We start from the raw sequence: 23628 nt of genomic DNA on the forward strand, positions 1-23628 counted from the left end.
TTCTGGATTTCTGCTTTCGCAGGAATGACATATTAGTCATGCAACAAAGCCTTCTCTTATAGATCTAATTTTAACCCTGCTCTAACCTATAGCTGAGGATTTTAAAGGCATACCTTCTATAAATCCCGCTGCTTTGTAACCGTCTGAGCCGACTATCTTAAATGTTTCATTTAAGCTAAGTTCAAAATTAACAGCTCCAAGTCCACCTTGCTTACAACTTTCTTTTAAAGGGGTAGTGGTTAACATTTTAGGCTGATTCCACAATGTCGCTTCTAAACCTAAACCGATAAATTCAACTTTGACTAAGTTATTAGCTTTAACTCCGACACCGTAAAACTTAAATTTTTGATTTTTGCCGTAATTAATATTAACTTGAATATATTTGTTATCAACAACAAAATGGTTAACTAAACCACGCTCTAAACCGTATGGAGCAAGTATCGCTCTAGTAGCCGGTAAATATTTAACCGGTCCTAATTCAATTATCGGAATATCATTTAAGTTAGTATTCATTATAAATGAATATCCTGAATAGAATAAAAACGGATCAAATAAATCTAAATAAGCATATGAACGAATTTTATTTTTAGTAATATAATTTTTACCGTATATGGAGTTAATTGCTTTTACATATGCATTTATATCATTACCGCTTTTACCTTTACCATCAAACTTAGTACTAAAAATATAACTTGCCTGATCTAGTCTTGTCCATAAATAACCTATACCGTAAGTAGGATTAATTTTGTTACTTGCCATGTATCTATCTTTAATATTTTCAGATAACAAATAACTTGCTTGCATTCCCTCTGTATCTATAGCAATTTGCTTATGCACTTGCAAAGAATTAAAATCTTTAGTTTTAAAATATGTTGTACCCTCAAAAGGATCTACTTCATATTTTACTACTTTTAAATCAAATTCTTTGCTCTTGCTCCATAACCTCCTATTTCATGATTACCTACCATAATCCAAGATATAGCAGTAAATCTTATAATATAACTTAAGATCTTCATAGCTATATTATCTGAATCGACAAACATAGCATCATCTAATTGACGGTAACCTTCAATTAATGACATAGCAGCATCGCTACTCGCTCTTGAGGACATATCTTTATTATAAGTCACTACATAACTATAATTTTTTTAGAATTTTCTTGAATTGTTATATTATCATCAATATTTGATGTAGTTACCAATACTGTTGATGAATACAAAAAACAAGCAGCAATGGTTAAATTTAATTTCTTGTAAAGTATTTATTTAATAAATGCACTTCTTAAAAGCAATGTTCAAAATTTAACAGTTATAAGCAATAATTGCGGTGTTGACAATTTCGGACTTGAGCTTCTTCTTCAAACTAAACAAATAAAAAAAATGATTTCTTCGTATGTCGGAGAAAATAAGATTTTTGAGCAACAATATCTTGATAAGGTTTTAGAGCTTGATCTAAACCCACAAGGAACTTTAGCTGAACGAATTAGGGCTGCTTGTATGGGAATTCCGGCTTTTTATACTAAAACAAGTATAGGTACAATTGTAGAGGAAAATAAAGAAACAAAGGAGTTTAACGGCAAAAAATATATAATGGGAACTACCCTTCAAGCTGACCTTACTATTATTAAAGGCTTTAAAGCCGATAAAAGCGGCAACGTGATTTACAATAAAACTGCACGAAATTTTAATGCAGTCATGGCAGGTGCTGCTAAAGTTACAGTTTGTGAAGTAGAGGAAATAGTGGAGGTGGGAGAGCTTGACCCTAACAATATTCACACACCTAATATTTTCATACAGTGATTAATAGTAGGTGAAAAATATGAGAAACGTATTGAGCAATTAACTGTCAGGACAAAATAAGATATGCCTTGGAGCAAAGAAGAAATGTATCAAATAACCGCAGAGGAACTTAAAGACGAATTATATATCAATCTTGGTATAGGTATGCCTACGCATATAGCAAATTATATACCTCAAGGAGTGAATGTAATATTTCAAAGCGAGAACGGTATGCTTGGTATGGGACCATTTCCTTACGCAGGAGAGGAAGATCCTGATTTAATTAACGCCGGTAAGCAAACTATTACTGCTATTCCTGAAAGCAGCTATTTCGACGGTAGCTTTTCATTTGGGATGATTAGAGGTTCGCATGTCGATTTAACTATTTTAGGTGCTATGCAAGTCTCACAAACAGGCGATCTTGCCAACTGGACTATTCCGGGTAAAATGGTTAAAGGTATGGGAGGAGCTATGGATTTGGTCGCTAACACCAAAAGAGTAGTTATGATAATGGAACATAACGCAAAAGATGGCGGTGCTAAATTATTAAAAGAATGCAACTTTCCGTTAACAGGTAAAAAAGTAGTTAATAGAGTAATTACCGATCTTGGAATTTTTGATATTGATAAAGATGAAATGATATTAGTTAGACAAGCTGACGATGTTACTATTGAAGAAATAAAGTCTAAAACTGAAGCCGAGTTTATAGTTAATTTATAATATGGAGAATAAAATGGTTAAAGTAGCTATCATATATTATAGTGGATACGGTCATACTGCAAAAGTAGCTGAAGAACTAAATAAGAGCGTAAAAGAAGCAGGAGCAAATGTTTCTATTATACAAATAAATAAAGATAAACCTGATAATTTCGATTGGGATTTATTAGACAATGCAGATGCTATCATTTTTGGAGTCCCAATCTATATGGGTAGTTTAACTGGATCGTTTAAAATATTTATGGAAGCTACCTCAACTAGATGGGCACAACAAAAATGGAAAGATAAAATAGCTGCAACTTTTACTAATTCTGCTTCTTATTCAGGTGATAAGTTATGCAGTATTCAGCAGCTATTTCACTTCGCTATGCAGCATTGTATGATTTGGGTCGGGCAAGCTGAAGCTGCTCCGAATTTTTCCGATCATGCGATGCCTGATCCCGATAAAATTAACCGCTTAGGTAGCTGGTTAGGACGTATGACTCAATCTAACCACAAATCTTCTCCTGATATTACTCCTATTCAATGCGATTTAAAAACTGCTAATTTCTTTGGTAAAAGAATAGTTGAAATAACTAAGAAATTTAAAGGGTAGATTTATATGGTGTTTTATGTCATTCCCGCGGAAGCGGGAATTCAGTAAAACCTATAAAAAACTTGTTTTTTAGGTTTATTTTATCAATTAATGGTAATTTTATAGCAGTATTAAAGTTATTTTTTGGATTCCCGCTTCCGCGGGAATGACATTTATTATCTAACAAATGATGGTTTTTGTGAGTTCCTATTATTTAGCATTTTTTGAGCATGCGTAGTCATTTTAGCATCTCGTTCTCCTTTAGTTTTTAGAACTTTTGATTTATTCTTACTAACACTAACATCACTCCAGTTACCACTATCGCTTTCACTGCTACTACTATCACTCATCTCCATAACAACTCTTCGTGCTAAAATTGATGCAACTTCATTAGGTTTGTTAACATTCTGAGCAGGCTTACTATGAGAATGTGCAACCGGTTTTCCTGTATTAGGATCAAATTCAACTTTTTTTAGTTTGTGTTCACCTCTTATGGACTGCAGTAATAAATCTCTAGCATCTTGTACCTTAACATCCGTCTTTTCAACTTTTCTTAGTTTTCTTGGCCCTGCTATTTCTCTCATTAAATCAGAAGTATCTATAGAAGGACGTGGTTGATTTTCCGGTTTTTTAACCGTAGTAGCTTCTACAGACTTAGATAATGTCTCAGTCTGAGCCGGAGCCATAGTAGGCATAGGCGGAGGAGGCGGAGGAGGCGGAGGTGGAATGTTATTTTCCGGTAAAGGAGGCGGAGGTGGAATGTTATTTTCCAAAGGTTTAGCTAGGGACGAATTTGCTAATATTGGTTCTTTTTTTGAAGCCATGTGATTTGTAAGGTTACTTACTATCTTTTGTAACTCCTCATTGTCAGGTAATTTTGCAATTATATCATTAATATTTCTTTCTTTATTTTCAATTAATTCCTCAAATTTATGCTTCGTTTTATATAATTGTTCATCAATCTTTCTAATTGTTCTAGTATTACTCTCTTTGTTTTTTGCTAAAACCTGCTCACTATTATTTACAAAAACATTTTTAACCTTTTGCCAAATATTATTTAATTTTTCAAAAAATGTATAAGGTACTTCTTCCCTAATGTCAGCAACATGTTTTTGTATTTCTTTAAGTTCTTTGATATTAGAATTTTCGGATATTAAATTTTGGATGTTTTGTTTTATAGCATTTAAAGAATTATATTGTTTCTCTAGTTCTTCAGCATTAATGAATTGTAAGGGATTTGTCATATGTAAAGCTGAGAATCTTTCAGGTTTACTCTTATAACTAAAAAATACTTCCGATAATCTTTCTCTTTGATCTTTAGATAAATCTTTCTTTGTTAAATCCTTAAAATTTTTTTCGATTTCTTCTTGTAATTCTTGCTTTAAAGGTACAGATTTTTCCGCTATATTATATAGCTTATTATCAATATCTTTTAATATTTTATTATTATACTTTATTGCTTCATTTGTTAACTGTTCTTCACTTTTTATAAAAATATACTTTACATTAGAAACTGTTTTTACAAATCTTTTAAACCAAGGCAGCGATCTACTATGTTCTTTTTCTAGTGCTTTAGTTTCATTTTGTATTTCGATTAAACCTTGCAACTGCTTATTTTGTTCGCATAATTCATTTACTTGGCTTAATATAGTATTTAAAGCATTATTTTCTTGTGCTAATAAGTTATTTATATCTATTTCTTTAGCCACGCCATACACCTACTATAAGTTAATGTAATCATTATAATAAATTTCTTGTACAAAAGCAAAGAGAAAGTTAATTTATTTAATGTATTTTTGATAAATAAAAGATAGATAAACGAATATAGTTAACGTAATTTTAAGGATGATAAGCCTATAAGAGCAAATATAACTGAAATAATCCAAAATCTTATTACGACTTTTGATTCTGCCCAGCCGTGTTTTTCAAAATGATGATGGAGCGGTGCCATTTTTAATATTCTTTTTCCTTTAGTAGCTTTGAAGTAATATACCTGTAAAATTACGGATGCTGTTTCAATAACAAACAAGCCGCCGACTATAGCTAAAACTATTTCATGCTTAGTAATAACGCTAATAATACCAAGCACACCGCCAAGACTTAGACTACCGGTATCGCCCATAAAAACTTCTGCCGGTTGTGCATTAAACCATAAAAATCCAAGGCAGCTACCGACTAATCCCGCACATAACACTGCTAACTCTCCGGTATTCGGTATATAGGTTAGCTGTAAGTAGTTCGAGTAAATTAGATTTCCTACTAAATAACTTATTAAAGCAAAAGAACCGGCAGTAAAGGCAATAGGAACAGTAGCAAGACCATCAAGCCCATCCGTTAGATTCACGGCATTAGAAGAGCCGATTATAACAAATATAGCAAAAACTATATAAAAATAACCAAGATCCAAACTTAAATTTTTAAAAAATGGTACGTTAAGTAAATGACTTGGACTTTTATCTAGATATTCTAGTAAAACACATATAATGAAGCTAATAATTCCTTGAAGTAAAAGCTTACTTTTTCCTCTTACTCCGTAATGATTATTTTTAGTTACCTTAGCATAATCATCCATAAATCCTATAATACCGAAACTAATAAAACCAAATAACGTAATCCAAATATATTTATTAGTTAAATCAGCAAGTAATAAAGTAGAAAGACAACTAGACAAAATAATCATAATGCCCCCCATTGTCGGAGTACCTACTTTTGTTTGATGCGATTCAGGTCCGTCTGAGCGTATAGGCTGACCGTTTTTTTGAAGAGATCGCAGAAATTGTATTAATATCGGATTCGTGATAAAGCTAAGGCTTAGAGTTATAATAATAGCAAGACCACTACGAAAAGTAATATAGTGAAATAAATTAGCTATATGTGAATTATGGATATGAGGAAGTAAAAGATTGTATAACATTTGTAGATTTAAATTTAAAAGTATATTTTGATATTATTCATTGTGCATGGATACCAAATCGTCATTGCGAACAGTCGTAGACTGCGCGGCAATCTCGTCAAACAGCCTGAGATTGCTTCGTCAATTACTACGTAATTTCCGCGCAATGACGGGCAACCAAACCACACAATATTAAGAATATCCTAGTGTATTTATTTATAATAATCAACAATCTTATCAAGTTTTACGCCTCTTGACCCTTTTATTAGAATAAGCTCATTACCTTCAAATAAATCCGTAATATGCGTAATTAATTCATCAACATTTTTAAAGTATTTTTTAGCTATTTTGGAAGGTAGTAAATCATCAATATATTTAGTATTTACTCCTACTAAATAGACCTTAGAACAAGCGGCATCTAATATATACTGCACTAGTTTCTCATGCAATCGTTTAGAATTTGCCCCTAGCTCTAGCATATCGCCTATTATAGCAGTTTTATTCTCAGCAGGTACTTGTTTTAAATATTCTAATGCAGCTTTCATTGACTGCGGACTTGCGTTATAGTAATCACAAATTACACGACAATTTTGTATATTGATAATTTCCCCTCTTCCTTTAGTAGGAGAAATATTTGCTAAGTGATTTGCAGCTATCTCTATATCTTTACCTAATATATCGATAATTAAAAGTACACCGGTATAATTTTCGGTAAAATGCCGAGGAATAAACGGTATCGTTACATCCAAGACTTTATTATTTATCTTATACTTTAAGTAGACTTGCTCTCCTAGGTTCTCATATAAAATTAATTCTGCTGAAGTTTTAGATGATCTACCAAAGCTATGTATATCGGTGATAGAAAGGTTTTTTAATATCGATAATATTTTGTTATAGCAATTAGTATCGGCATTAATAACAGCAATATCATTTTTGCTAAAATTTGCAAAAATCTCACATTTAGCTTCAGCTATCTCTTCAAGCGAGTTAAAAAATTCTAAATGAGCCTCCGAAATATTAGTAATCATGGCAATATTCGGCTTTAATATTTGAACCAGCTCTCTTATTTCACCTTTATGGTTCATGCCAAGCTCAAAAATAGCATATTCCGTATCATCAGCCATTGAAGCAAGATTAATAAGCATACCGAGTTTGTTATTGAAGTTACCTCGGCTAGCAAAAACTAGAAAATCATGTTGTAATAATACTTTCAGTGCTTCTTTGATAGAAGTTTTACCGACGCTGCCCGTTATAGCTATAAATTTAGCTTTTGAATTCTCTCGTTTATATAAAGCCATTTTTTGTAGAGCTTCAAAACAATCATCGACTAAGATAATTTTATCTTTATCATTGATCTCTACTCGCTTACTAATAATTACAACTGCTGCTCCTTTATTTATTGCATCTAGAACATAATCGTGACCATCTCTATTACCTTGAAGTGCTATAAATAAATCACCTTTTTTAACATCTTTGGAATTAAATTGCACTTCATTACAATTTATAGAATTAGAGATTGTTATACCGAGAACAGCACTTAAAGTTTTAGAGTTCCAGATCATATGTTTTTGTTATTTATGTGTTGTTGTATGGCTTGTTTATGTCATTCCCGCGTAGGCGGGAAGCCAGTAAACATATAAAAAGCAAGCTTTTTATATGTTTATTTTATCAAATATGTAACTTCTGTATTAATATTGAAGTTATTTTTCTGGATCTCCGCTTCTGCGGGGATGACATCAAGTTTTTTTAAACTATCCTGTACTATGGGTCAAGCCACGGGATGACAAACTTTTACATACTTCCTCACAACCTCAGCATCATCAAAAGGTAATTTCTTATCGCCTATAATTTGGTAATTTTCATGACCTTTGCCGGCAACTAATAAGATATCATCTTGTTTTAAATTATTTATACCGTATTTAATAGCCTCTTCTCTATTTGCTATTTCTGTATAATCTGCATTCTCTATACCGCTTATGATTTCAGCTCTAATAAGCTTTGGGTCTTCATTGCGTGGATTATCATCTGTAATTATGATGGTATCGGCACGTTTTGCGGCTATTTGCCCCATAAGACTTCTCTTTGCCTTATCACGATTACCGCCGCAGCCAAAAACTACGCTTAGCTTACTATCACGTAATTTAATATTTTTCAGTTCCGTTAAAGCTTTTTCAAGAGCGTCCGGAGTGTGGGCATAATCAACGAAGATATTAGTGTTATCTATTCTCTCCATTCTGCCCTTTACTGCTTTAACTTCTACTAAAGAATCTATAACATCATCAAAAGCAAAACCAATATAATGAATGCTAAGAACAGCAATTGATAAATTACTAGCCTGAAAGCTACCAATTATCGGGGTATTAAAATTATATTCTCTATTATTAAATGTAAAATTAATATTTTGTCCTTTTAAAGAACCGTTAATGCTAGTTATTTCTAAATCACCTTTTTTCCCAACGGTTATAAATTTAATATTATGATTATGTAGATAATCTTTAACAAACTCTATTTCTTCTATATCAGAATTTAATATTGCGATGCCGTTCGGTAATAAATGATTTATAAATAATTTCAGTTTGGCTAATAAATAATTTTCTTTTGTATGGTGGTAATCTAGATGATCCTGACTAAAGCTAGTAAAACATGCGATATTTACTTTTATTTCCCTAAGTCTTGCTTGATCAAGACCATGACTAGAAGCTTCAAAAACTAAATATTCTATACCATTTTCAGCTAAATTATGAGCAATTTTTCTAAAGCTTAAATAGTCTAAAGTTGTTAATTCCGGTACATCATTTATAAGATTATCGCAGCCAAATATTTCTACCCCTATCGTACCTATAGATGCTGCTTTTTTCCCAAGTAATGAATATGTTTGAGCTATATAGGATACTACCGAGCTTTTACCGTTCGTACCGGTTACAGCTATTAGATACTTTGGTTTTTTAGGATAGAATATTTCTATGGCTTCATATAAAGCTGCCTGCACATCTTTTACGTAAATTACTGTATCTATAACAATATTTTTTTTATTGTCCGTAATTACTAATACTGCACCTTTGCTTAAAGCATCCTTAATAAAATCATTTCCATCAGTATTCCGTCCTTTAATCGCAAAAAAGACGTCTTTATCCTTAACGGTTTTAGAATTAATCGACAAACCTTTTACATTATGTTGTTGAAATAATTGCTTTAGGTTATGGGACATATTTATTATGTTAAAAACGTGTTACCGTCATTGTGAGAAAATTGCATAGCAATTGATGAAGCAATCTCAGGAGTTTGTTATTATTTCATGAGATTGTCACGCAGCCTACGGCTGCTCGCAATGACGAAGCAGGAATGACATCGAGTCTACACCTCCGATAAATTCCAAAGTAGTTGATTTGCCTCAACAATTATATTTTTATCTACTAATTTCTTGATATATACTAATTTATTATCTGGTTTGATTTTTGCCTGATTAGAGTAAGTACTAACGAATTTTAAAATTTTATCAGTCATATCGGCATTTTTATAAAATTTAATCACAAATCCGTTATCTCCTGAATCTAGATTTTCAATATTTAACTTAAAGCATAATAGTTTTATTTTTACAATATCAAGTAAATTATTAAATTCAATCGGTAGTAAACCGAATCTATCAATCATCTCATCTTTAAATGTCTCTACTTCTATCTCATTACTTAAATTACCTATTCTTCTATATAGTCCAAGTTTAAGAGCTGCATCGGCTACATAATTATCTGGAATAAAGACGGATAATCCCAAATTAATAGTCGGGATAAAGGGTTGTTCTGAAACAATCGGTTCATCTTTAAAAATAGCTATTTGTTCTTCCAGTATTTCTTGATAGAGTTCTGTACCTACTTCTTTAATTTGTCCTGATTGTTCTTCACCTATCAAATTACCGAAACCTCGTAAATCCATATCATGGCTTGCAATAGTAAAACCTGAGCCTAAAGCACAACTATGTTGTATTATCTCTAAACGTCTTAAGGAGTGCGATGTCATCTTTTTATGACTTGCTACCGTTAGATAGGCATAACCCCGCATTTTACCTCGACCTATTCGACCACGCAATTGATATAGCTGACTAAGACCCAGCATATCAGCCTTATGTATGATCATGGTATTTGCCTCGGCTATATCAATTCCTGATTCTATAATAGTAGTTGAGACTAGTATATCGAATTTGCCGGCATAAAACTCGCTCATAACCTCATCAATTTTACTCGGAGTCATTTTTCCGTGAGCTACTTTATAGCTTAATTCCGGCACGATTTGTTTTAATTGTTTTTCGATATCCTCTATATCTTTAATTCTTGGGACTACATAAAAGCTTCTTCCGCCTCTAAAATGTTCGCGTAATAATGCATCTCTGATAATAACGGGATCAAACGGCATAACCGAGGTACGAACTTCCAGCCTATTTAGAGGCGGCGTTGCAATAATGCTAAGTTCTTTTAAACCGGTCATTGACATTTGCAGCGTTCGAGGAATCGGTGTTGCCGACATTGCAAGTATATGGGAAGAGGATTTTAGCGATTTAAGAAATTCTTTTTGACCGACACCGAAATGTTGTTCTTCATCGATTATTAACAATTTCAAATTAAAGAATTTTATATTTTTATGTAATAAAGAATGAGTGCCTATTATTATATTTATTTTACCGCTTTCAAGCTCCGATCTTATAATTTTTGCTTCTTTAGAACTAATAACGCTAGATAATTGCTTGATATTTAAACCAAAACCTTTGAACCTTTCTATGAACCTTGAAAAATGTTGACTACATAAAATAGTTGTCGGTACAACTACGGCTACTTGAGGTAAATGTTCATTTAGAGATTTTGCTACCATAAAGACGGCACGCATTGCTACCTCTGTTTTACCAAACCCGACATCACCGCATATTAACCTATCCATTAACATACCGTTTCTTAGATCTTCTTTAATATCGTTTATAGCGGTTAATTGGTCTTCCGTTTCACTAAAAGGAAAATTAGCACAAAATTTATCATATTCTTCAAGGTCAAATTCAACGGAAGCACTACTATTAAGTTTCCTTTTAGCTGCTATTTGTATTAAATGCAGTGCTATCTCTTTTATACGATTTTTAAGCTTTGCCTTACTTCTTTGCCATGAAACGCTACCAAGCTTATCAAGCTCCGCATTATCATTGCCGTATTTTTTTATTACCTCTATACTTTCAACTGGTATATATAACTTATCATTGCCGGCATATAAAATCTTTAAAAAATCATGTGGTTTGCCTTTGATTTCTAAAGCTTCTAGCTTTAAAAACTGCCCTATTCCATGATCTTTGTGAACAACAAATTCGCCTTCAGCTAAATTATCAAGCTCCAGCAAGATATTTTTAAGTTTTTTGTTAGTGTTTGTAGAGCTAGGTTTTTCTTCTAATAATTCGCTAGCGGTAATAAATAAATATTCTTTCGTATAAAAGCTTTGATTTAAAGGAATTATCCCGACATTTATTATTGAAGCCTTAGCCTCATCTAATTTATTTATCTCATTATATTTATATTCATAATTTTGAATTATGCTTTTGATTCGCTCAAAACTACTTAAAACGCTTGAGCCTATAATAATTTTCTTATGAGAATTTGCTTTAATAACCTCAAATAATTTATCGAAAACCGTTTTCTTTTCTATAAAACTTGTAGCAGCTATATTTTCAATTAAGCTAGCTTGCTCTGAGTTTTCAAAAGTAAGTAGTATATTATTTTTTCGTTCTAGTAATTCCGTTATTTCAGAAGCGGTAAAATATAAGCTAGTCGGTGAAAGGGTGGGATAAAAACTATTAAATTTAAGTTTATTTGCCTCTGACCTTGCCGAATAAAAATCGTTATAACTATGTTCAAATTCTAAAATGGCTTGTTTTGACAAATTATCGAATATGAAAATAGGATCGTTTAAATAATCTATTAAGTTAGAGCAGGAATCGTAAAATAACGGGAGTAATTGTTCATATCCTGTGAATTTTCTTCCAGATATTACCGCCTCATATAAAGGATTATCAGTATGATTAACTCCAAAATTTCGTAAGTAATTATTCTTAAAATTACCTATAGTTTCACTATTTAAAACTATCTCATTTGCAGGACTAATAATAAGCTCCTCCCTGCAAGATTTAGTCGAAATTTGCGTATCAATATCAAATTCTTTTATTGATTCAATATAACCCCAGCTAAAATGAATTCTATAAGCTTTAGGACCGGGCAATATTATATCAATGATTTCGCCTCTAACCGCAAATTCCCCGGCATCGATGCTACTCGCATTTCTTGTAAAACTATTTTCTACTAGAAACATAGCAAGCTCATCCGTAGTAAATTTCATTTTAGGGGATAATTTCAAAAAATATTTAGAAAAAAAATCTTTCGGCGGTAATTTGTTTAATAAGTTCGCTGTATGAGTGATGAGTAATTTGCTATTACTATTATTTGTTGTTAGCTTGGTTAATGTTTCTGCACGTCTAGATAAGATATTTGCATTTGGTGACGTATGGTCATAAGGGATGGTATCATAGCTTGGAAAGTAATAAATATTTTCATTAGAAGAAAAAAATAAAGCTTGCTTGTATAATTGCAATGCCTCCTCTTCATTACTCGCACTCAAGATAAAATCTTGCTTAAGATTCTTAGTAAAATTATCAATTGCAAAGAAAGATTTGGCAGCCGCCGGAAATTTTTGTTGTAACATTCTACAGGAGTTTATATTTTTGCTATTTTGCGTAATTTATCAATTATTTCGGCATCTAGATAAGAAGGAGCAGAAGATTTATTATTAATCCAATTATAAAGATCATTATCATTTTGATCAAGTATTAAAGAATAGCTTCCAAGTTTTTTTTCATCCATTAAGGATAGGTACTTTTCGGCAAAGCTACTGAGTATATAATCCATTTCTCTGCAACCGCGATTTCTACTACGGTAAAAAAGTTTCTTTTGTAAAGAGTTTTTATTTAATTTATTCATCTATAACTTCTTGCAAAATTTTTTTATAATAATATTATTAAAATTATCAGATACCAAAGATCATTTTAAAATGCTTTAATAATTCAGCACTCTAATAAATCCATTCTACATGGGTAAAATTCTATTAACTTTTATTATCAATAACAGCAAAAAAGCGTAAATATGTCGGTTCAAAATATCTGTTCTACAAAAGCTTATGATATGCTAATTTCAAATGATAATGCTTTTCTTGTAGATGTTAGAACTAGAGAAGAGTGGCAACAAGTGGGGATACCTCATTTAGATAATAAAAATAAGGTGATTTTTCTAAGTTGGCAATTGAATAAAGAGCTTGAAGATAATTTTTTATCTATCGTTAACGATAAAATTCATGCAATAATATTTTTTCTGTGCCATTCAGAATATAGGTCATTTATCGCAGCAAATTTTATAACTAATATAGGTTATAAAAATTGTTATAATACTAGTGACGGCTTTGAAGGAAATAATCAAGATAAAGGCTGGAAACAAAATAACTTACCGTGGCAGTTTTAAGTGAGTACTAATCAAATAATTTTAACGGATCAAGGTGATAATTATGTAAATGTCTGGAGTCACGTGGCTCAAGATCTTTACAATCATTACGGTGAAACTCTATATAATAGCTGGTTTAGTAAAGTCAATTTTATAGAGTCTTCATTAAATACCGTTATTCTTTGTGCCCCTACTAACTTTGTTAGAGATTGGATAAAATCCAAGTACTCTATGGTCATATTGCAACTATTTCAACATTATAATAATACCATTAAGTCAATTGAAATAATTACTAAAGAGTTACCTGGAACAACCCAAACAGTTATAGAATTACCTACTAAGACTTTTGCCGATATCGGCAGCAGTGAGCTTAATTCAGAAAATATCTTTTCAACCCTTGATGTACGTTTTACTTTCGATAATTTTGTGGTTGGAGCCCCAAATGAGCTAGCTTATGCAGCAGCAAGAGCGGTTGCGGAATCATCAGGTGCAGTTTCTGAGTCTAATCCGCTTTTTCTATATGGCGGCGTAGGGCTTGGTAAAACTCATTTAATGCATGCAATTGGTTGGTACATCAAGCAGAATAACCCAAGCCGCAAAGTGATATACATGTCGGCAGAAAAATTTATGTATCAGTTTGTTAAAGCTCTACGTAACAAAGAAGTAATCTCGTTTAAAGAGAAATTTCGTTCGGTTGATGTGTTAATGATTGATGATATTCAATTTATTTGCGGTAAAGATAGTACGCAGGAAGAATTTTTCCATACTTTTAATACATTGATTGATAATAACCGTCAAATGGTTATTTCTTGTGATAGATCACCTTCAGATTTAGATAATATTGAAGATCGAATAAAATCTCGTCTTGGATGGGGCTTAGTTGCCGACGTTCATAGTACTACTTATGAGCTACGACTCGGTATTCTAGAATCTAAGATTGAGCAGATGAACGTTAAAATACCAAAAAACGTAATTGATTTTTTAGCATCTAAAATCGTTTCAAACGTTAGAGAACTTGAAGGAGCTTTAAATAAGGTGATTGCTCATTCTAATTTTACTTTAAAAGAAATTACACTCGAAAACACACAAAATATTTTGCGGGATTTACTGCGTTCTAATGAAAGAATAATTACCGTTGAAGATATTCAGAAAAAGGTAGCTAGCCGTTATAATATTAAGTTATCCGATATGTCTTCATCACGGAGATTACGAGAAGTTGCAAGACCGCGTCAAATAGCCATGTATCTTAGTAAAGCATTAACGCCGAAAAGTCTTGCAGATATCGGTAAAAAATTCGGTAAAAAAGACCACACGACGGTTATGCATGCTATTAAGAAAGTAGAAGAATTACTGGAAAACGATATAGAATTACGTGAAGAGATTAATTTGCTAATGAAAATATTGCAGAACTAAATGTCATACCGTGGTCAAGCTGACTTTGTTGCATGGTCCGAAAAACCGACTCGATGTCATTCCCGCGAAAGCGGGAATCCAGGGTAAAGCAAAATAAATCGAGCTTTTAATTGTACAAACTTATTGTGTATAACCTTTAAATTACTGGATTACCGCTTTCGTGGGAATGACATAAACAGCCATACAATAAAACCAAAACGTCGCAGGAATGACATAGATATATATCAACTACTCTCAAAAAACGATTCAGTAAAAGAAATTTTTTCAAGATTCTCCGGAAAATACCGAATTAACAGAATTATAGATAATTATGGTTACGGTGAGGGGATAGCATATTTCTTACTTAAAAGTTTAAACGAATTAATCTATAAAGAGGAATTACAAATTCACTATCACAACTACGATTATCAAATCCACGCTAATCAAGAATATAGATATATTTTTAAGAATAGTAATATTACAAAATATTTTATTGCTCCTGAAAAGAGCTTATTTTATCAATTAAAATTTGTTGATGCAGACAGGGTATACTCAAATGATTTGGAGAATTGGAATGTAAAACGAGGAGCGAGTACGCACAACCTGTGAGCATGCGAGTCCTCCGAAGTTTTGCAGAAACAATTCTTCAAATCATTTGAGTATACAAGCTACAGGCAGTCATCTATGTGGTAAAGATCAATATAATGCTACCTATGTATTTTTAAATCCTAATTCATTTACTCTTAGCTACCAAATTCTAGGACCTCAAAAAGACCATAATATTAATACTGTTTTTAATCGTATATAGTATCAGTATGTTCTCCAATTAGTTTAAAATATTCTTTCATACTATTATCTATATCAGTTGTTTCCAAAGTTTGATTATTATCATCATCATTTGCATCATATATATCTTTTCTTTTAGAAAAGAAAAGTTTTAATCTCTTTTGAGACGAGATAGGAGAAATAGTTTGATTAAATTTGGAGGTAATATCTTGTAATACATTCTTAGCATATTCAGATACATCAATATCATACCATTCTTTTATTTTAGCACATAAAATTTGTAGAATTTCAGGTAGGATTTTTTTAATTTCTTTCTTGAGAGATGCTTGTTTTTGAACTAACAACCCTTCAATATTTTTTAAGCTTTCAGTAAATTCCAAGTAGATTATTTCAATTAAAGCCTTTAAATCTTGAGAAAAATCCTTTTTTTCAAGCAATTTAGTTTTTGTAAGCTTTAAATTGCATTCTCCTATATTGTTTACTTTAAGAATTAAAGCAGTTAAATTTTGGTCTAATGAGTTTAACAAATTTATAGGACAATTCTCTAATGTATGAACTTTTTCTAAAAAAGATTAGATATTATTGCTTTTTACATTATCCATATTTTGTAAAATTACATTGAAGCTAAGATGTCCAATATTCGCGCTATATTTGCTAGTTTATAATTATTTAATTTTTTACTAAGCCATTCTATTAATACATTATCTTCTCTAATAAGTATATAGATTACCATTTTGTACATTTGTAGTGTCATAATCTATTGGACAGGAATTTGGTAACACATATTTATAGTTTTTCAGTATACCTCTTATTTGAGCAACGGCATGCTCAGCAGACATAGGAAAAAACTCCTTATATGATAAAAATATACTATTTTTATCAATAAGTTCTAAAAACATAGGAGCCGTAAATAAGGTTGCATTATTTCTATGCGTTGCAAGCATAAATAACAAATGTGTTAACTTTTCTGCAAAGTAATTTAGTTTTCGCGGTAATTCTTCTATATTTTGTGTCGCTGCTTTAGCATGCACAACTTCAAATATACGTTTTATAATAGCATGTTTATATTCATGTTCTTGCTCAAATTTAGATAAAATTTCATCATACTTTCCTAAGCCATGTACATCTGTTTGTACACTACCGGTTTTATAATGTACTATATGATTAATTGTAAAAGTTTCTTCTTTAGTATTTGAGATCTTACATATAGTAGATAAATCACTATTTATTTCTTCTAAAATCCGGTGCTTTAGCTGATTTTTATTATTCCTGCCAATCATTTCAGCAAAAGCTAAAAGTCCTTTAGAATTATGTATTGTAAAATTTAATGGGTTATTACTTATACTTTTTTAAGTTGATATTACTGTTTTGCAATTCTTGTAATAATACTTTCTTTGCATGCTGAGCAGTAATACCGTCTTCTAAAGCAAATATCTTAGGAATAGAGTGATTTGGATTAAATACACAGTGCAATAGCTTTTGATAATCCTTATCACTTATATTTTCTTTGTTATAATCTTTAAATAATTATGTTTATTAAAAGCAGTTTTGATAATATTAAAATTTTCTTCGTAATAATCATTATCTACAACTAATATTTCAGATTTAATTTTTTTATAAATATTTCTAATAGTAGAATATTTAAAAAATCTATCAGCTAAATTATGTAATACTAAACCTAGTTTAAGTTTAAAATCTTCAGAGTTATATATATAATTAATATCAGATACTTAGGTAAAGTATAATTTTCTTTTAACTCTTAATCAGAGGAGCTATCAAAGTTTTCGTATTTTAGCATTATTACTTATAGTAGAATTAGTGTTAAATTATTTAGAAAAAATATCCCTATAAGGGGGGTTAAAGTATCTAGTGTCTCCGTAAGGGCGCTGAAATCATCTCTATATAAAATAAATCATTTGTAGTACATAATTCTTTAATATCTAAAGTTTGTCCAGTATTTCCCTCAAAACAATACATAAATACCAAAGCTTCCATAATTTTCTTATCTTTAACAAATTTAAATAATCGTTCTTTTCCATAAGTTATTGTATCTTCAACATCAGCTAAATCTTTCTCTACTAAGGGCATCATTGTATTTACTTCTTAAGCTAATAACTGAGGATCTATATTACTAGGATGACTTAGCATATCTCATACCATTATAGTTATAATATTAGCTATATACTAAAATATTAATCATTAATCAAGTTTTCTTTACTAATAGTTACAATTTATTTTATAAGTTAAATTTTGTTCAGTTTATACAGATAAGTTTATGGACAAAAGTTAATTTTTATTGTATTTTGCTCTCTTAGTATTTTTGAAAGGTGGTTATGGTAGATATAAACAATACTAAGATTAGCTTAGCACTATTTGAAGGCGGTGGAGTAAAAGGAAATATCCATTTAGAAAAATTAAAAATAATGGAGCAAATAACCGGTAAGCCTACTTGTGAGATATTCGATTTTACTGGAGGGACCAGTGTTGGAGGACTTATTCCTATTTTGCTTAATTTACCGGATCCTAATAATCCCGGAAAACCTTTATTCAGTGCAGAGCAAGCTCAAGAACTGTTTGAAGAAATGGCACACGATATTTTTCCGGCAGGATTAACTTTTAGAAAATTTTGGAGTTTTAATGGCTTATTCAGTCATAAATTTTCTCCTGAACCATTAGTAAAATTATTGAAAGAATATTGTAAGGATTATACCCTCAAGGATTTAATTGGTGATGTTGTAGTTACAGGTTATGATCTAAATAATAAACAAAATCCTCTTATGACCTTCTCTACTATAGAGGCTAGACAAAGTGAAGAGAATGATTATTACCTTTCAGATATAATACAAGGCATCACTGCAGCACCTGGATATTTCCCCAACCACAATTTCAGTAATATAACCAATACTAAATTACATAAAATTATTGATGGTGGAGTATATGCTAATGACCCAACCTTACAAACATGGAAATTATTAAAAGAAAATAACTATCACATAGACAACGCTTTGTATTTATCATTAAAAGAAGAAAATAATGATGATTACCAAACTGTTTGTTGCGGCGGAGGCATAATAGAACTATTAAAAAATAATATGCCCGGTAAAATATTAGCAGCAACACAACAAGCTGATGAAATAACCGCTCAAAACATTTTTGGTGATAAATTAATAGAAATAGCTACTTATATTCCGGCAAAACATGCTGAGATGAGTAATTCTAGTACTGAAAATCTGCAAGCACTAAAAGAATTTGCTAAAAAATCTATATATGGAAGCTCCACCTTTAGAGATGCACCTTATAATGAAAAGTTTAAAGAAGCTATTGATAAAATAATAAATAATTATAATGCAAATAACCCTAACGACCAAATTGTTATGAATGATTTTTATAAAGAGTTATTCCATATTAATACTTCTAATAACGCACTTGATAAAAGTTTTGAAAAGGAAGAGGATATAGCAAACAACGAGGATGCAGTTCATACACCGATAGCTCAAGCTCTAGATTCTAAAGATATAGAACCTGGAAAAGAAGAATTATTAGCAGGTATCAAGGAGTTTTTTAATCCATTCATCGAAAAAAATCCAGAAGCAAAAGCAGATATAGAGAATTTTTTACACGAAATAAAAAATTTGACATTAGCAGAAATCAAAAACGGTATTGTTAGTTTTAAAGAAGCTAGCTTAAAATGGCAAGCCGAGCAGAATAACCTTAATGTATTTAGTAGCTGTAGTATGGAAGCCTTAAAAGAGGATATGACTCTTGAGGGTGAAGAGCATACAGATGATGTACCAGGTTATCTCTAACTTTCTTAATGTCATTCCCGCGTAGGCGGGAATCCAGTCAAAAAAGTATAAATATACTAGACTTTTAAAACTAAACGCTCAATTTATCTCTCTTTACCCTGGATTCCTGTTTTCGCAGGAATGACATCGAATGCTTTCTTCGAGCCATACAACAATGCCCACAGCTGCTCACAGTAACGACACCTGTTCTTAGTTAGGAATATTTGACTTTTTCTTATATAAAATCCAAATACAGTAAAACGAAATAGAAGAGCTAATACTTAAAACGAAGCATAATAAAGCAAAATTGCTTATTGTTGCACCGTGTATTTTAGAAACCAAATAAGTTACAGCAGCAATAACTACGTAGTATATTACACCAAATATAGATCCTGCTGTACCTGTTACTCTAGCATAATCCTTCAGTGCATAACAAAGCGTCATAGGGATAAGTATATTATGCCCAAGTAAATATCATAGCGATTGCAAGATTATGACTCGTTGAAATAACTTCTAATATAAAAGCATTTACCGCAAATAATATACAACCGCATAAACTAAAAATAAATCCTAAACCCATAACTTTTTTATCGTGTACATGGCGTTTTTTTATTAAATACCCTCCTAAAAAGCCTCCAAAGATAGCGGCAAAAGATAACAAAAACGCTAATTTACCGTAAAAAGATGGCGAAACCTTCATTTTATCAATAAAAATAAAAGGAGCTTCTATGAAAAAACCGTAATATATGCCGTTAAATGCACCGATGATAAAAGCATATAACCAAAGAATTTTATCTTTAATAATTACCTGTAAAACCTCAAAATATTTACTGCTTTGGGAAAAATCTATATAAGAATTTGTTTCAGGTAAAACTTTAGCTAATAATATACCGGTAAGGCTAAAAAATACAAAAACATAATGCCAGCTTGAATATTCTATAATATAGCCCCCTATAGATGAACCTAGAGAAGGGATAAATAACAGCCACGGAGATAAGCTAGCATAGACATATGATAACTCTGAGCCTTGATAGGAGTCTCTAGCCATAGCCTGCCCAATAACAGAACCTACACTTACACCGAAAGCTTGCACAAAACGAGCTATCATCAGCATTTCTATATTAACTGCAAAAATGCTAATAATTGAAGATACAACATAAATAAAAAGCCCTAATAAAGCTATAAGTCTCCTGCCGTAAATATCCGATAATCTGCCGAGTGATAATAACCAAGAGCAAACCCTAGAAAATATAATGTAGACGTAATTTGAGTGAGACCGCTGTCAATGCCGAAATATTTGGTTAAACTTGGTAATCCTGAAGTATAAATTGTTTCCGTAGTCGGTGATAAAATAAATAAGCATAGAAGCATCCATGCCGGAATCTTCGCAATAATTTTTATAAATGATTTTTTTATTTCGGTTCATCGAGTTTTATCGATTAATCCGCTCCAAACAAATTTTTTCCGTTATCATTTTTAATCTTTCTACTCTCTCAATCAAGTAAAATCACTGCTCTCTGCTAATTCTATAATTTTTATCATATCTTGCATCAACGTAAGTTTTTTCTAGTAATTCAAAACATTCTTTTTGTTCGGGAGATGATTGCGAAAATACTTTAAGTAGTTCAACATTATAATTTGCACAATATCCACCTAGCTTTCTTATATCGTGTAACTTTGGTTTGTAACGGGCAAAAACTAATAAAATGCTACTGTCAACACTTTCAGTGGCTTGATGCAGCTCAAAAGCACTTTTACTAAAATCACCTCTTTCTAATTGGTATTTACAATCAATAAAAAAACTCTTGCCTCTACCAAACCAGTATTCATAATCTTCTTTAGCCATTTCTTTTACTTCACTCCAAGGCAAATTTTTAGCTCGAGAAAGCTGCTCGTCACTATCATATAAAAGAATACCTTCATTCTTAATGTCGGTATAAAAATAACGCCCTTTTTCAAGCTTGTCATTTACCTCACTTATAGATTCGCATATTATAGATATCCAAGGTTCTAGCGCAAAAACCTCGGCTTTTCTTAAGCCTGCTTGTTCTAACCTTTTTTCTATCTTAGATTCTACCCTTAAAGTAGCATGCTCCTTAAATTTACCTTTTTTTCTACTAAAAAGTCAAAATCACTTGTATAACTATAAGTAATATGATCTTCCGTATACATATCTTAACCCAATCACCTCTAGCATACGAGTCATACAAGATAATCAGGGCAATTTTATCCTTGGCAACAGCCAAAATTTGTTGTACTATATAATCAAGCCTATCTTGAACTTCAAGAGATCGTTTTGGTCAAATTGTTTTCGTAGCTGATCGTTATTTAAACGTTAAATCTAAAATGTACTATATCCCCATCCTGCATTTTATATTCTTTACCCTCTAAACGCATCTTACCTACTTCCTTGGCTTTTGCTTCACTACCGAGATTTATGTAATCTTTATAGCCGATAACTTCCGCTCTGATAAAACCTTTTTCAAAATCGGTATGAATAATACCGGCAGCAGCCGGTGCAAGTGTACCGTCTTTAAAAGTCCAGCTATGGGCTTCCTTTGGTCCTATAGTAAAAAAGCTTTTAAGGTTTAAAAGATTATACCCCTCTTTAATGACTTTACTAAGCCCTGTTTCGTCTAAACCTATAAATTTTAAAAACTCTTCCTTTTCTTCCATGCTTTCAAGTAAAGCAATTTCAGCTTCTATTTTTGAAGAAATTACGACACTTTTAGCATTTTCTTTCTTTGCTCTTTCCGCTACTAATTTTGTAAATTCATTACCTATAGCTGCATCTTTTTCAAGTACGTTACATATATATAAAACGGGCTTAGAGGTAATTAACTGCAATTGTTTTAAATTATCAACTCCTACAGCTTCATTTAGCACTCTTGCAGGTTTATCCTCACCTAATACCCTATAAACCTCTTTTAACAGCTCTATCTGCTCTGCCATTGCTTTATCGCCTGACTTCAAGCGTTTTTCACTTGTAGCTAAAGGCTTTTCAACCGATGCTATATCGGCAAGTATTAATTCCGTTTCAATAATCTCGAGGTCATGCAGCGGATCGACTTTGTTATGTACGTGCGTTATATCCTCATCTTCAAAACAACGCAGTACGTGCAGTATTGCATCGACTTCCCTGATATGAGATAAGAACTTATTACCTAGCCCCTCCCCTTTGCTTGCTCCTTTAACAAGCCCTGCAATATCGACAAACTCAATATAAGACGGAATAATTTTACCACTTCCAGCTAAGCTTGCTAGTTTATGCAAACGCTCATCAGGCACTAAAACTTTGCTGCTATTAGGCTCAATAGTACAAAACGGATAATTAGCGGCATCTGCAGCCTGACTTGCCGTTAAGGCATTAAATAACGTCGACTTACCGACATTCGGCAACCCAACAATTCCGAGTTTTAGTGTCATAAATTTTTCCGTAAATAATACATTATAGAATCTTTTTCGTAACCGTGCATAGCAAATTCAATTTTATACCCTAGTTTCTCATAAAACGATTTTGCTTGGAAGTCCATAGTAACAAGATGAATAAAATTACAGCCTCGTTCACGTGCTAAATCCTCAGCCTTTTGCATTAGTACAGTACCATAATTTTAGTTTCTAATATTTTCATTAACAAAGAGTGAATCAATATAAAATCCCCACAAGAACTCATACCGCTAATTCCTACAACAAAATTTTTATCCTGATCTAAACAGGAAAATGAAAAAGATGCAATATCTCCTACTAACCCCTTTTGTTCTCTAGCATCTTTGTTCAAAGCATCAATAATTATAGTTCTATGAGTTCTATCCATTTCATCAGCATAAACAATTTCAAAATTTTGTGTCATAAATCTTTGCTGTTTAGTTTTAATATCGTTTTCCCGTCATTGCGAGGAGATGCGTAGAATCGACTTGGCAATCTCGTGAAGTAGTATAGAATTCCTGAGATTGCTTTGTCAAAACTTACAGTTTTTCCTCGCAATGACGAGTTGGTATCCACGCAGCAACGCCGATCAAGTCGTAGGAATAACATTGAATATATCAAGCTATCTTAATTCTTAAATTCTTCTAACTTATTCTCTAATATTAAACCAAAGTTACTAGTGATTCTATCTATAGCTTGCATTACTGTTTCATACTCCGGTTTAGAGAAATTATTAAGTACGTAATCTGCTACATCCTGATTATTT

General features: G+C 31.7%; 22 protein-coding genes and 5 pseudogenes. 9 read left to right on the forward strand and 18 right to left on the reverse strand.

Going from position 1 to position 23628, the window contains the following annotated elements; genetic code table 11:
* Positions 1–81 precede the first annotated feature (81 nt).
* The gene (locus RGRA_RS0105880; protein ID WP_236609828.1) at positions 82–843 is read right to left on the reverse strand and encodes a hypothetical protein; all 762 of its coding nucleotides are present in this window, start codon (positions 841–843) and stop codon (positions 82–84) included.
* A 68-nt stretch (positions 844–911) separates the two neighbouring features.
* Positions 912–1130, reverse strand: coding sequence for a hypothetical protein (locus tag RGRA_RS09235; RefSeq protein WP_236609829.1), 219 nt, complete (start codon positions 1128–1130; stop codon positions 912–914).
* 129 nt (positions 1131–1259) lie between these two features.
* Between RGRA_RS09235 and RGRA_RS09240 the strand changes: the two genes are divergently transcribed.
* The 4 genes and pseudogenes from RGRA_RS09240 (at position 1260) to RGRA_RS13725 (ending at position 3090) form a co-directional block, all read left to right on the forward strand.
* On the forward strand, positions 1260–1799 hold the full coding sequence (locus tag RGRA_RS09240; protein WP_051354057.1) for a CoA transferase subunit A: 540 nt from the start codon (positions 1260–1262) through the stop codon (positions 1797–1799).
* Positions 1800–1862: 63 nt separating this feature from the next.
* Positions 1863–2498 carry a 3-oxoacid CoA-transferase subunit B gene (locus RGRA_RS0105895; protein WP_017442398.1) on the forward strand — a complete coding sequence of 212 codons (636 nt, stop codon included), beginning with the start codon at positions 1863–1865 and terminating at the stop codon, positions 2496–2498.
* Between the two features lie 13 nt (positions 2499–2511).
* Positions 2512–2832: pseudogene (locus tag RGRA_RS13720) on the forward strand (flavodoxin family protein); the annotation flags it as partial.
* Between the two features lie 42 nt (positions 2833–2874).
* The gene (locus RGRA_RS13725; RefSeq protein ID WP_084520600.1) at positions 2875–3090 is read left to right on the forward strand and encodes a transcriptional regulator; all 216 of its coding nucleotides are present in this window, start codon (positions 2875–2877) and stop codon (positions 3088–3090) included.
* Positions 3091–3245: 155 nt separating this feature from the next.
* Here the strand turns inward: RGRA_RS13725 and rickA are convergent, their stop codons facing one another.
* The 6 genes from rickA to RGRA_RS0105935 all read right to left on the reverse strand — a co-directional run bounded on the left by rickA (position 3246) and on the right by RGRA_RS0105935 (position 12960).
* Positions 3246–4778 carry an Arp2/3 complex-activating protein RickA gene (rickA, locus tag RGRA_RS0105910; RefSeq protein ID WP_017442401.1) on the reverse strand — a complete coding sequence of 511 codons (1533 nt, stop codon included), beginning with the start codon at positions 4776–4778 and terminating at the stop codon, positions 3246–3248.
* Positions 4779–4897: 119 nt separating this feature from the next.
* The gene (gene mraY / locus RGRA_RS0105915; protein ID WP_017442402.1) at positions 4898–5983 is read right to left on the reverse strand and encodes a phospho-N-acetylmuramoyl-pentapeptide-transferase; all 1086 of its coding nucleotides are present in this window, start codon (positions 5981–5983) and stop codon (positions 4898–4900) included.
* Positions 5984–6174: 191 nt separating this feature from the next.
* Positions 6175–7524, reverse strand: a complete 1350-nt coding sequence (locus tag RGRA_RS0105920) for a UDP-N-acetylmuramoyl-tripeptide--D-alanyl-D-alanine ligase (protein WP_017442403.1) — start codon at positions 7522–7524, stop codon at positions 6175–6177.
* Between the two features lie 206 nt (positions 7525–7730).
* Positions 7731–9170, reverse strand: coding sequence for a UDP-N-acetylmuramoyl-L-alanyl-D-glutamate--2,6-diaminopimelate ligase (locus tag RGRA_RS0105925; RefSeq protein ID WP_017442404.1), 1440 nt, complete (start codon positions 9168–9170; stop codon positions 7731–7733).
* Positions 9171–9316: 146 nt separating this feature from the next.
* The gene (mfd, locus tag RGRA_RS0105930; RefSeq protein WP_017442406.1) at positions 9317–12685 is read right to left on the reverse strand and encodes a transcription-repair coupling factor; all 3369 of its coding nucleotides are present in this window, start codon (positions 12683–12685) and stop codon (positions 9317–9319) included.
* An 11-nt stretch (positions 12686–12696) separates the two neighbouring features.
* A complete protein-coding gene (locus tag RGRA_RS0105935; protein ID WP_017442407.1) occupies positions 12697–12960 on the reverse strand; it encodes an FAD assembly factor SdhE in 264 nt (87 codons plus the stop codon).
* Between the two features lie 162 nt (positions 12961–13122).
* Here RGRA_RS0105935 and RGRA_RS0105940 point away from each other — a divergent pair, with 162 nt between their 5' ends.
* The 4 genes from RGRA_RS0105940 to RGRA_RS14155 all read left to right on the forward strand — a co-directional run bounded on the left by RGRA_RS0105940 (position 13123) and on the right by RGRA_RS14155 (position 15673).
* Positions 13123–13494, forward strand: coding sequence for a rhodanese-like domain-containing protein (locus RGRA_RS0105940; protein ID WP_017442408.1), 372 nt, complete (start codon positions 13123–13125; stop codon positions 13492–13494).
* On the forward strand, positions 13495–14886 hold the full coding sequence (gene dnaA / locus RGRA_RS0105945) for a chromosomal replication initiator protein DnaA (RefSeq protein ID WP_017442409.1): 1392 nt from the start codon (positions 13495–13497) through the stop codon (positions 14884–14886).
* Positions 14887–15009: 123 nt separating this feature from the next.
* Positions 15010–15474 (forward strand): DUF6314 family protein, encoded by a 465-nt coding sequence (locus tag RGRA_RS13730; protein ID WP_017442410.1) that lies wholly within the window; start codon positions 15010–15012, stop codon positions 15472–15474.
* Between the two features lie 46 nt (positions 15475–15520).
* Positions 15521–15673 carry a DUF6314 family protein gene (locus RGRA_RS14155; RefSeq protein ID WP_017442411.1) on the forward strand — a complete coding sequence of 51 codons (153 nt, stop codon included), beginning with the start codon at positions 15521–15523 and terminating at the stop codon, positions 15671–15673.
* Here RGRA_RS14155 and RGRA_RS13735 read toward each other — a convergent pair.
* From RGRA_RS13735 to RGRA_RS09260, 3 genes and pseudogenes are all read right to left on the reverse strand, one after another.
* Positions 15660–16178 carry a hypothetical protein gene (locus RGRA_RS13735; protein ID WP_017442412.1) on the reverse strand — a complete coding sequence of 173 codons (519 nt, stop codon included), beginning with the start codon at positions 16176–16178 and terminating at the stop codon, positions 15660–15662. The two genes, RGRA_RS14155 and RGRA_RS13735, sit on opposite strands and share 14 nt — an antisense overlap.
* Before the next feature lie 183 nt (positions 16179–16361).
* Positions 16362–16931: a hypothetical protein gene (locus tag RGRA_RS13740; protein ID WP_236609830.1), complete on the reverse strand. Its 570-nt coding sequence runs from the start codon at positions 16929–16931 to the stop codon at positions 16362–16364.
* A 524-nt stretch (positions 16932–17455) separates the two neighbouring features.
* Positions 17456–17742, reverse strand: a pseudogene (locus tag RGRA_RS09260) (hypothetical protein).
* Positions 17743–17984: 242 nt separating this feature from the next.
* Here RGRA_RS09260 and RGRA_RS0105980 point away from each other — a divergent pair.
* On the forward strand, positions 17985–19457 hold the full coding sequence (locus RGRA_RS0105980; RefSeq protein ID WP_017442414.1) for a patatin-like phospholipase family protein: 1473 nt from the start codon (positions 17985–17987) through the stop codon (positions 19455–19457).
* Between the two features lie 189 nt (positions 19458–19646).
* Here the strand turns inward: RGRA_RS0105980 and RGRA_RS10895 are convergent.
* The 7 genes and pseudogenes from RGRA_RS10895 to RGRA_RS0106015 all read right to left on the reverse strand — a co-directional run.
* Positions 19647–20837: pseudogene (locus tag RGRA_RS10895) on the reverse strand (Bcr/CflA family efflux MFS transporter).
* A gap of 106 nt (positions 20838–20943) precedes the next feature.
* On the reverse strand, positions 20944–21306 hold the full coding sequence (locus tag RGRA_RS09270) for a HEPN domain-containing protein (protein WP_084520601.1): 363 nt from the start codon (positions 21304–21306) through the stop codon (positions 20944–20946).
* 209 nt (positions 21307–21515) lie between these two features.
* A pseudogene (locus RGRA_RS14420) lies at positions 21516–21682 on the reverse strand (nucleotidyltransferase domain-containing protein).
* 82 nt (positions 21683–21764) lie between these two features.
* Positions 21765–22862, reverse strand: coding sequence for a redox-regulated ATPase YchF (ychF, locus tag RGRA_RS0106000; protein ID WP_017442415.1), 1098 nt, complete (start codon positions 22860–22862; stop codon positions 21765–21767).
* Positions 22859–23029 carry a GNAT family N-acetyltransferase gene (locus RGRA_RS0106005; RefSeq protein WP_016917650.1) on the reverse strand — a complete coding sequence of 57 codons (171 nt, stop codon included), beginning with the start codon at positions 23027–23029 and terminating at the stop codon, positions 22859–22861. The genes ychF and RGRA_RS0106005 overlap by 4 nt, the downstream gene beginning before the upstream one ends.
* Positions 23029–23286 (reverse strand): hypothetical protein, encoded by a 258-nt coding sequence (locus tag RGRA_RS0106010; RefSeq protein ID WP_017442416.1) that lies wholly within the window; start codon positions 23284–23286, stop codon positions 23029–23031. Before RGRA_RS0106010 ends, RGRA_RS0106005 begins: the two co-directional genes overlap by 1 nt.
* A 203-nt stretch (positions 23287–23489) precedes the next feature.
* Positions 23490–23628, reverse strand: a pseudogene (locus RGRA_RS0106015) (aminoacyl-tRNA hydrolase); the annotation flags it as partial.

This window comes from Rickettsia gravesii BWI-1 (assembly GCF_000485845.1).
GTDB lineage: Bacteria > Pseudomonadota > Alphaproteobacteria > Rickettsiales > Rickettsiaceae > Rickettsia > Rickettsia rickettsii.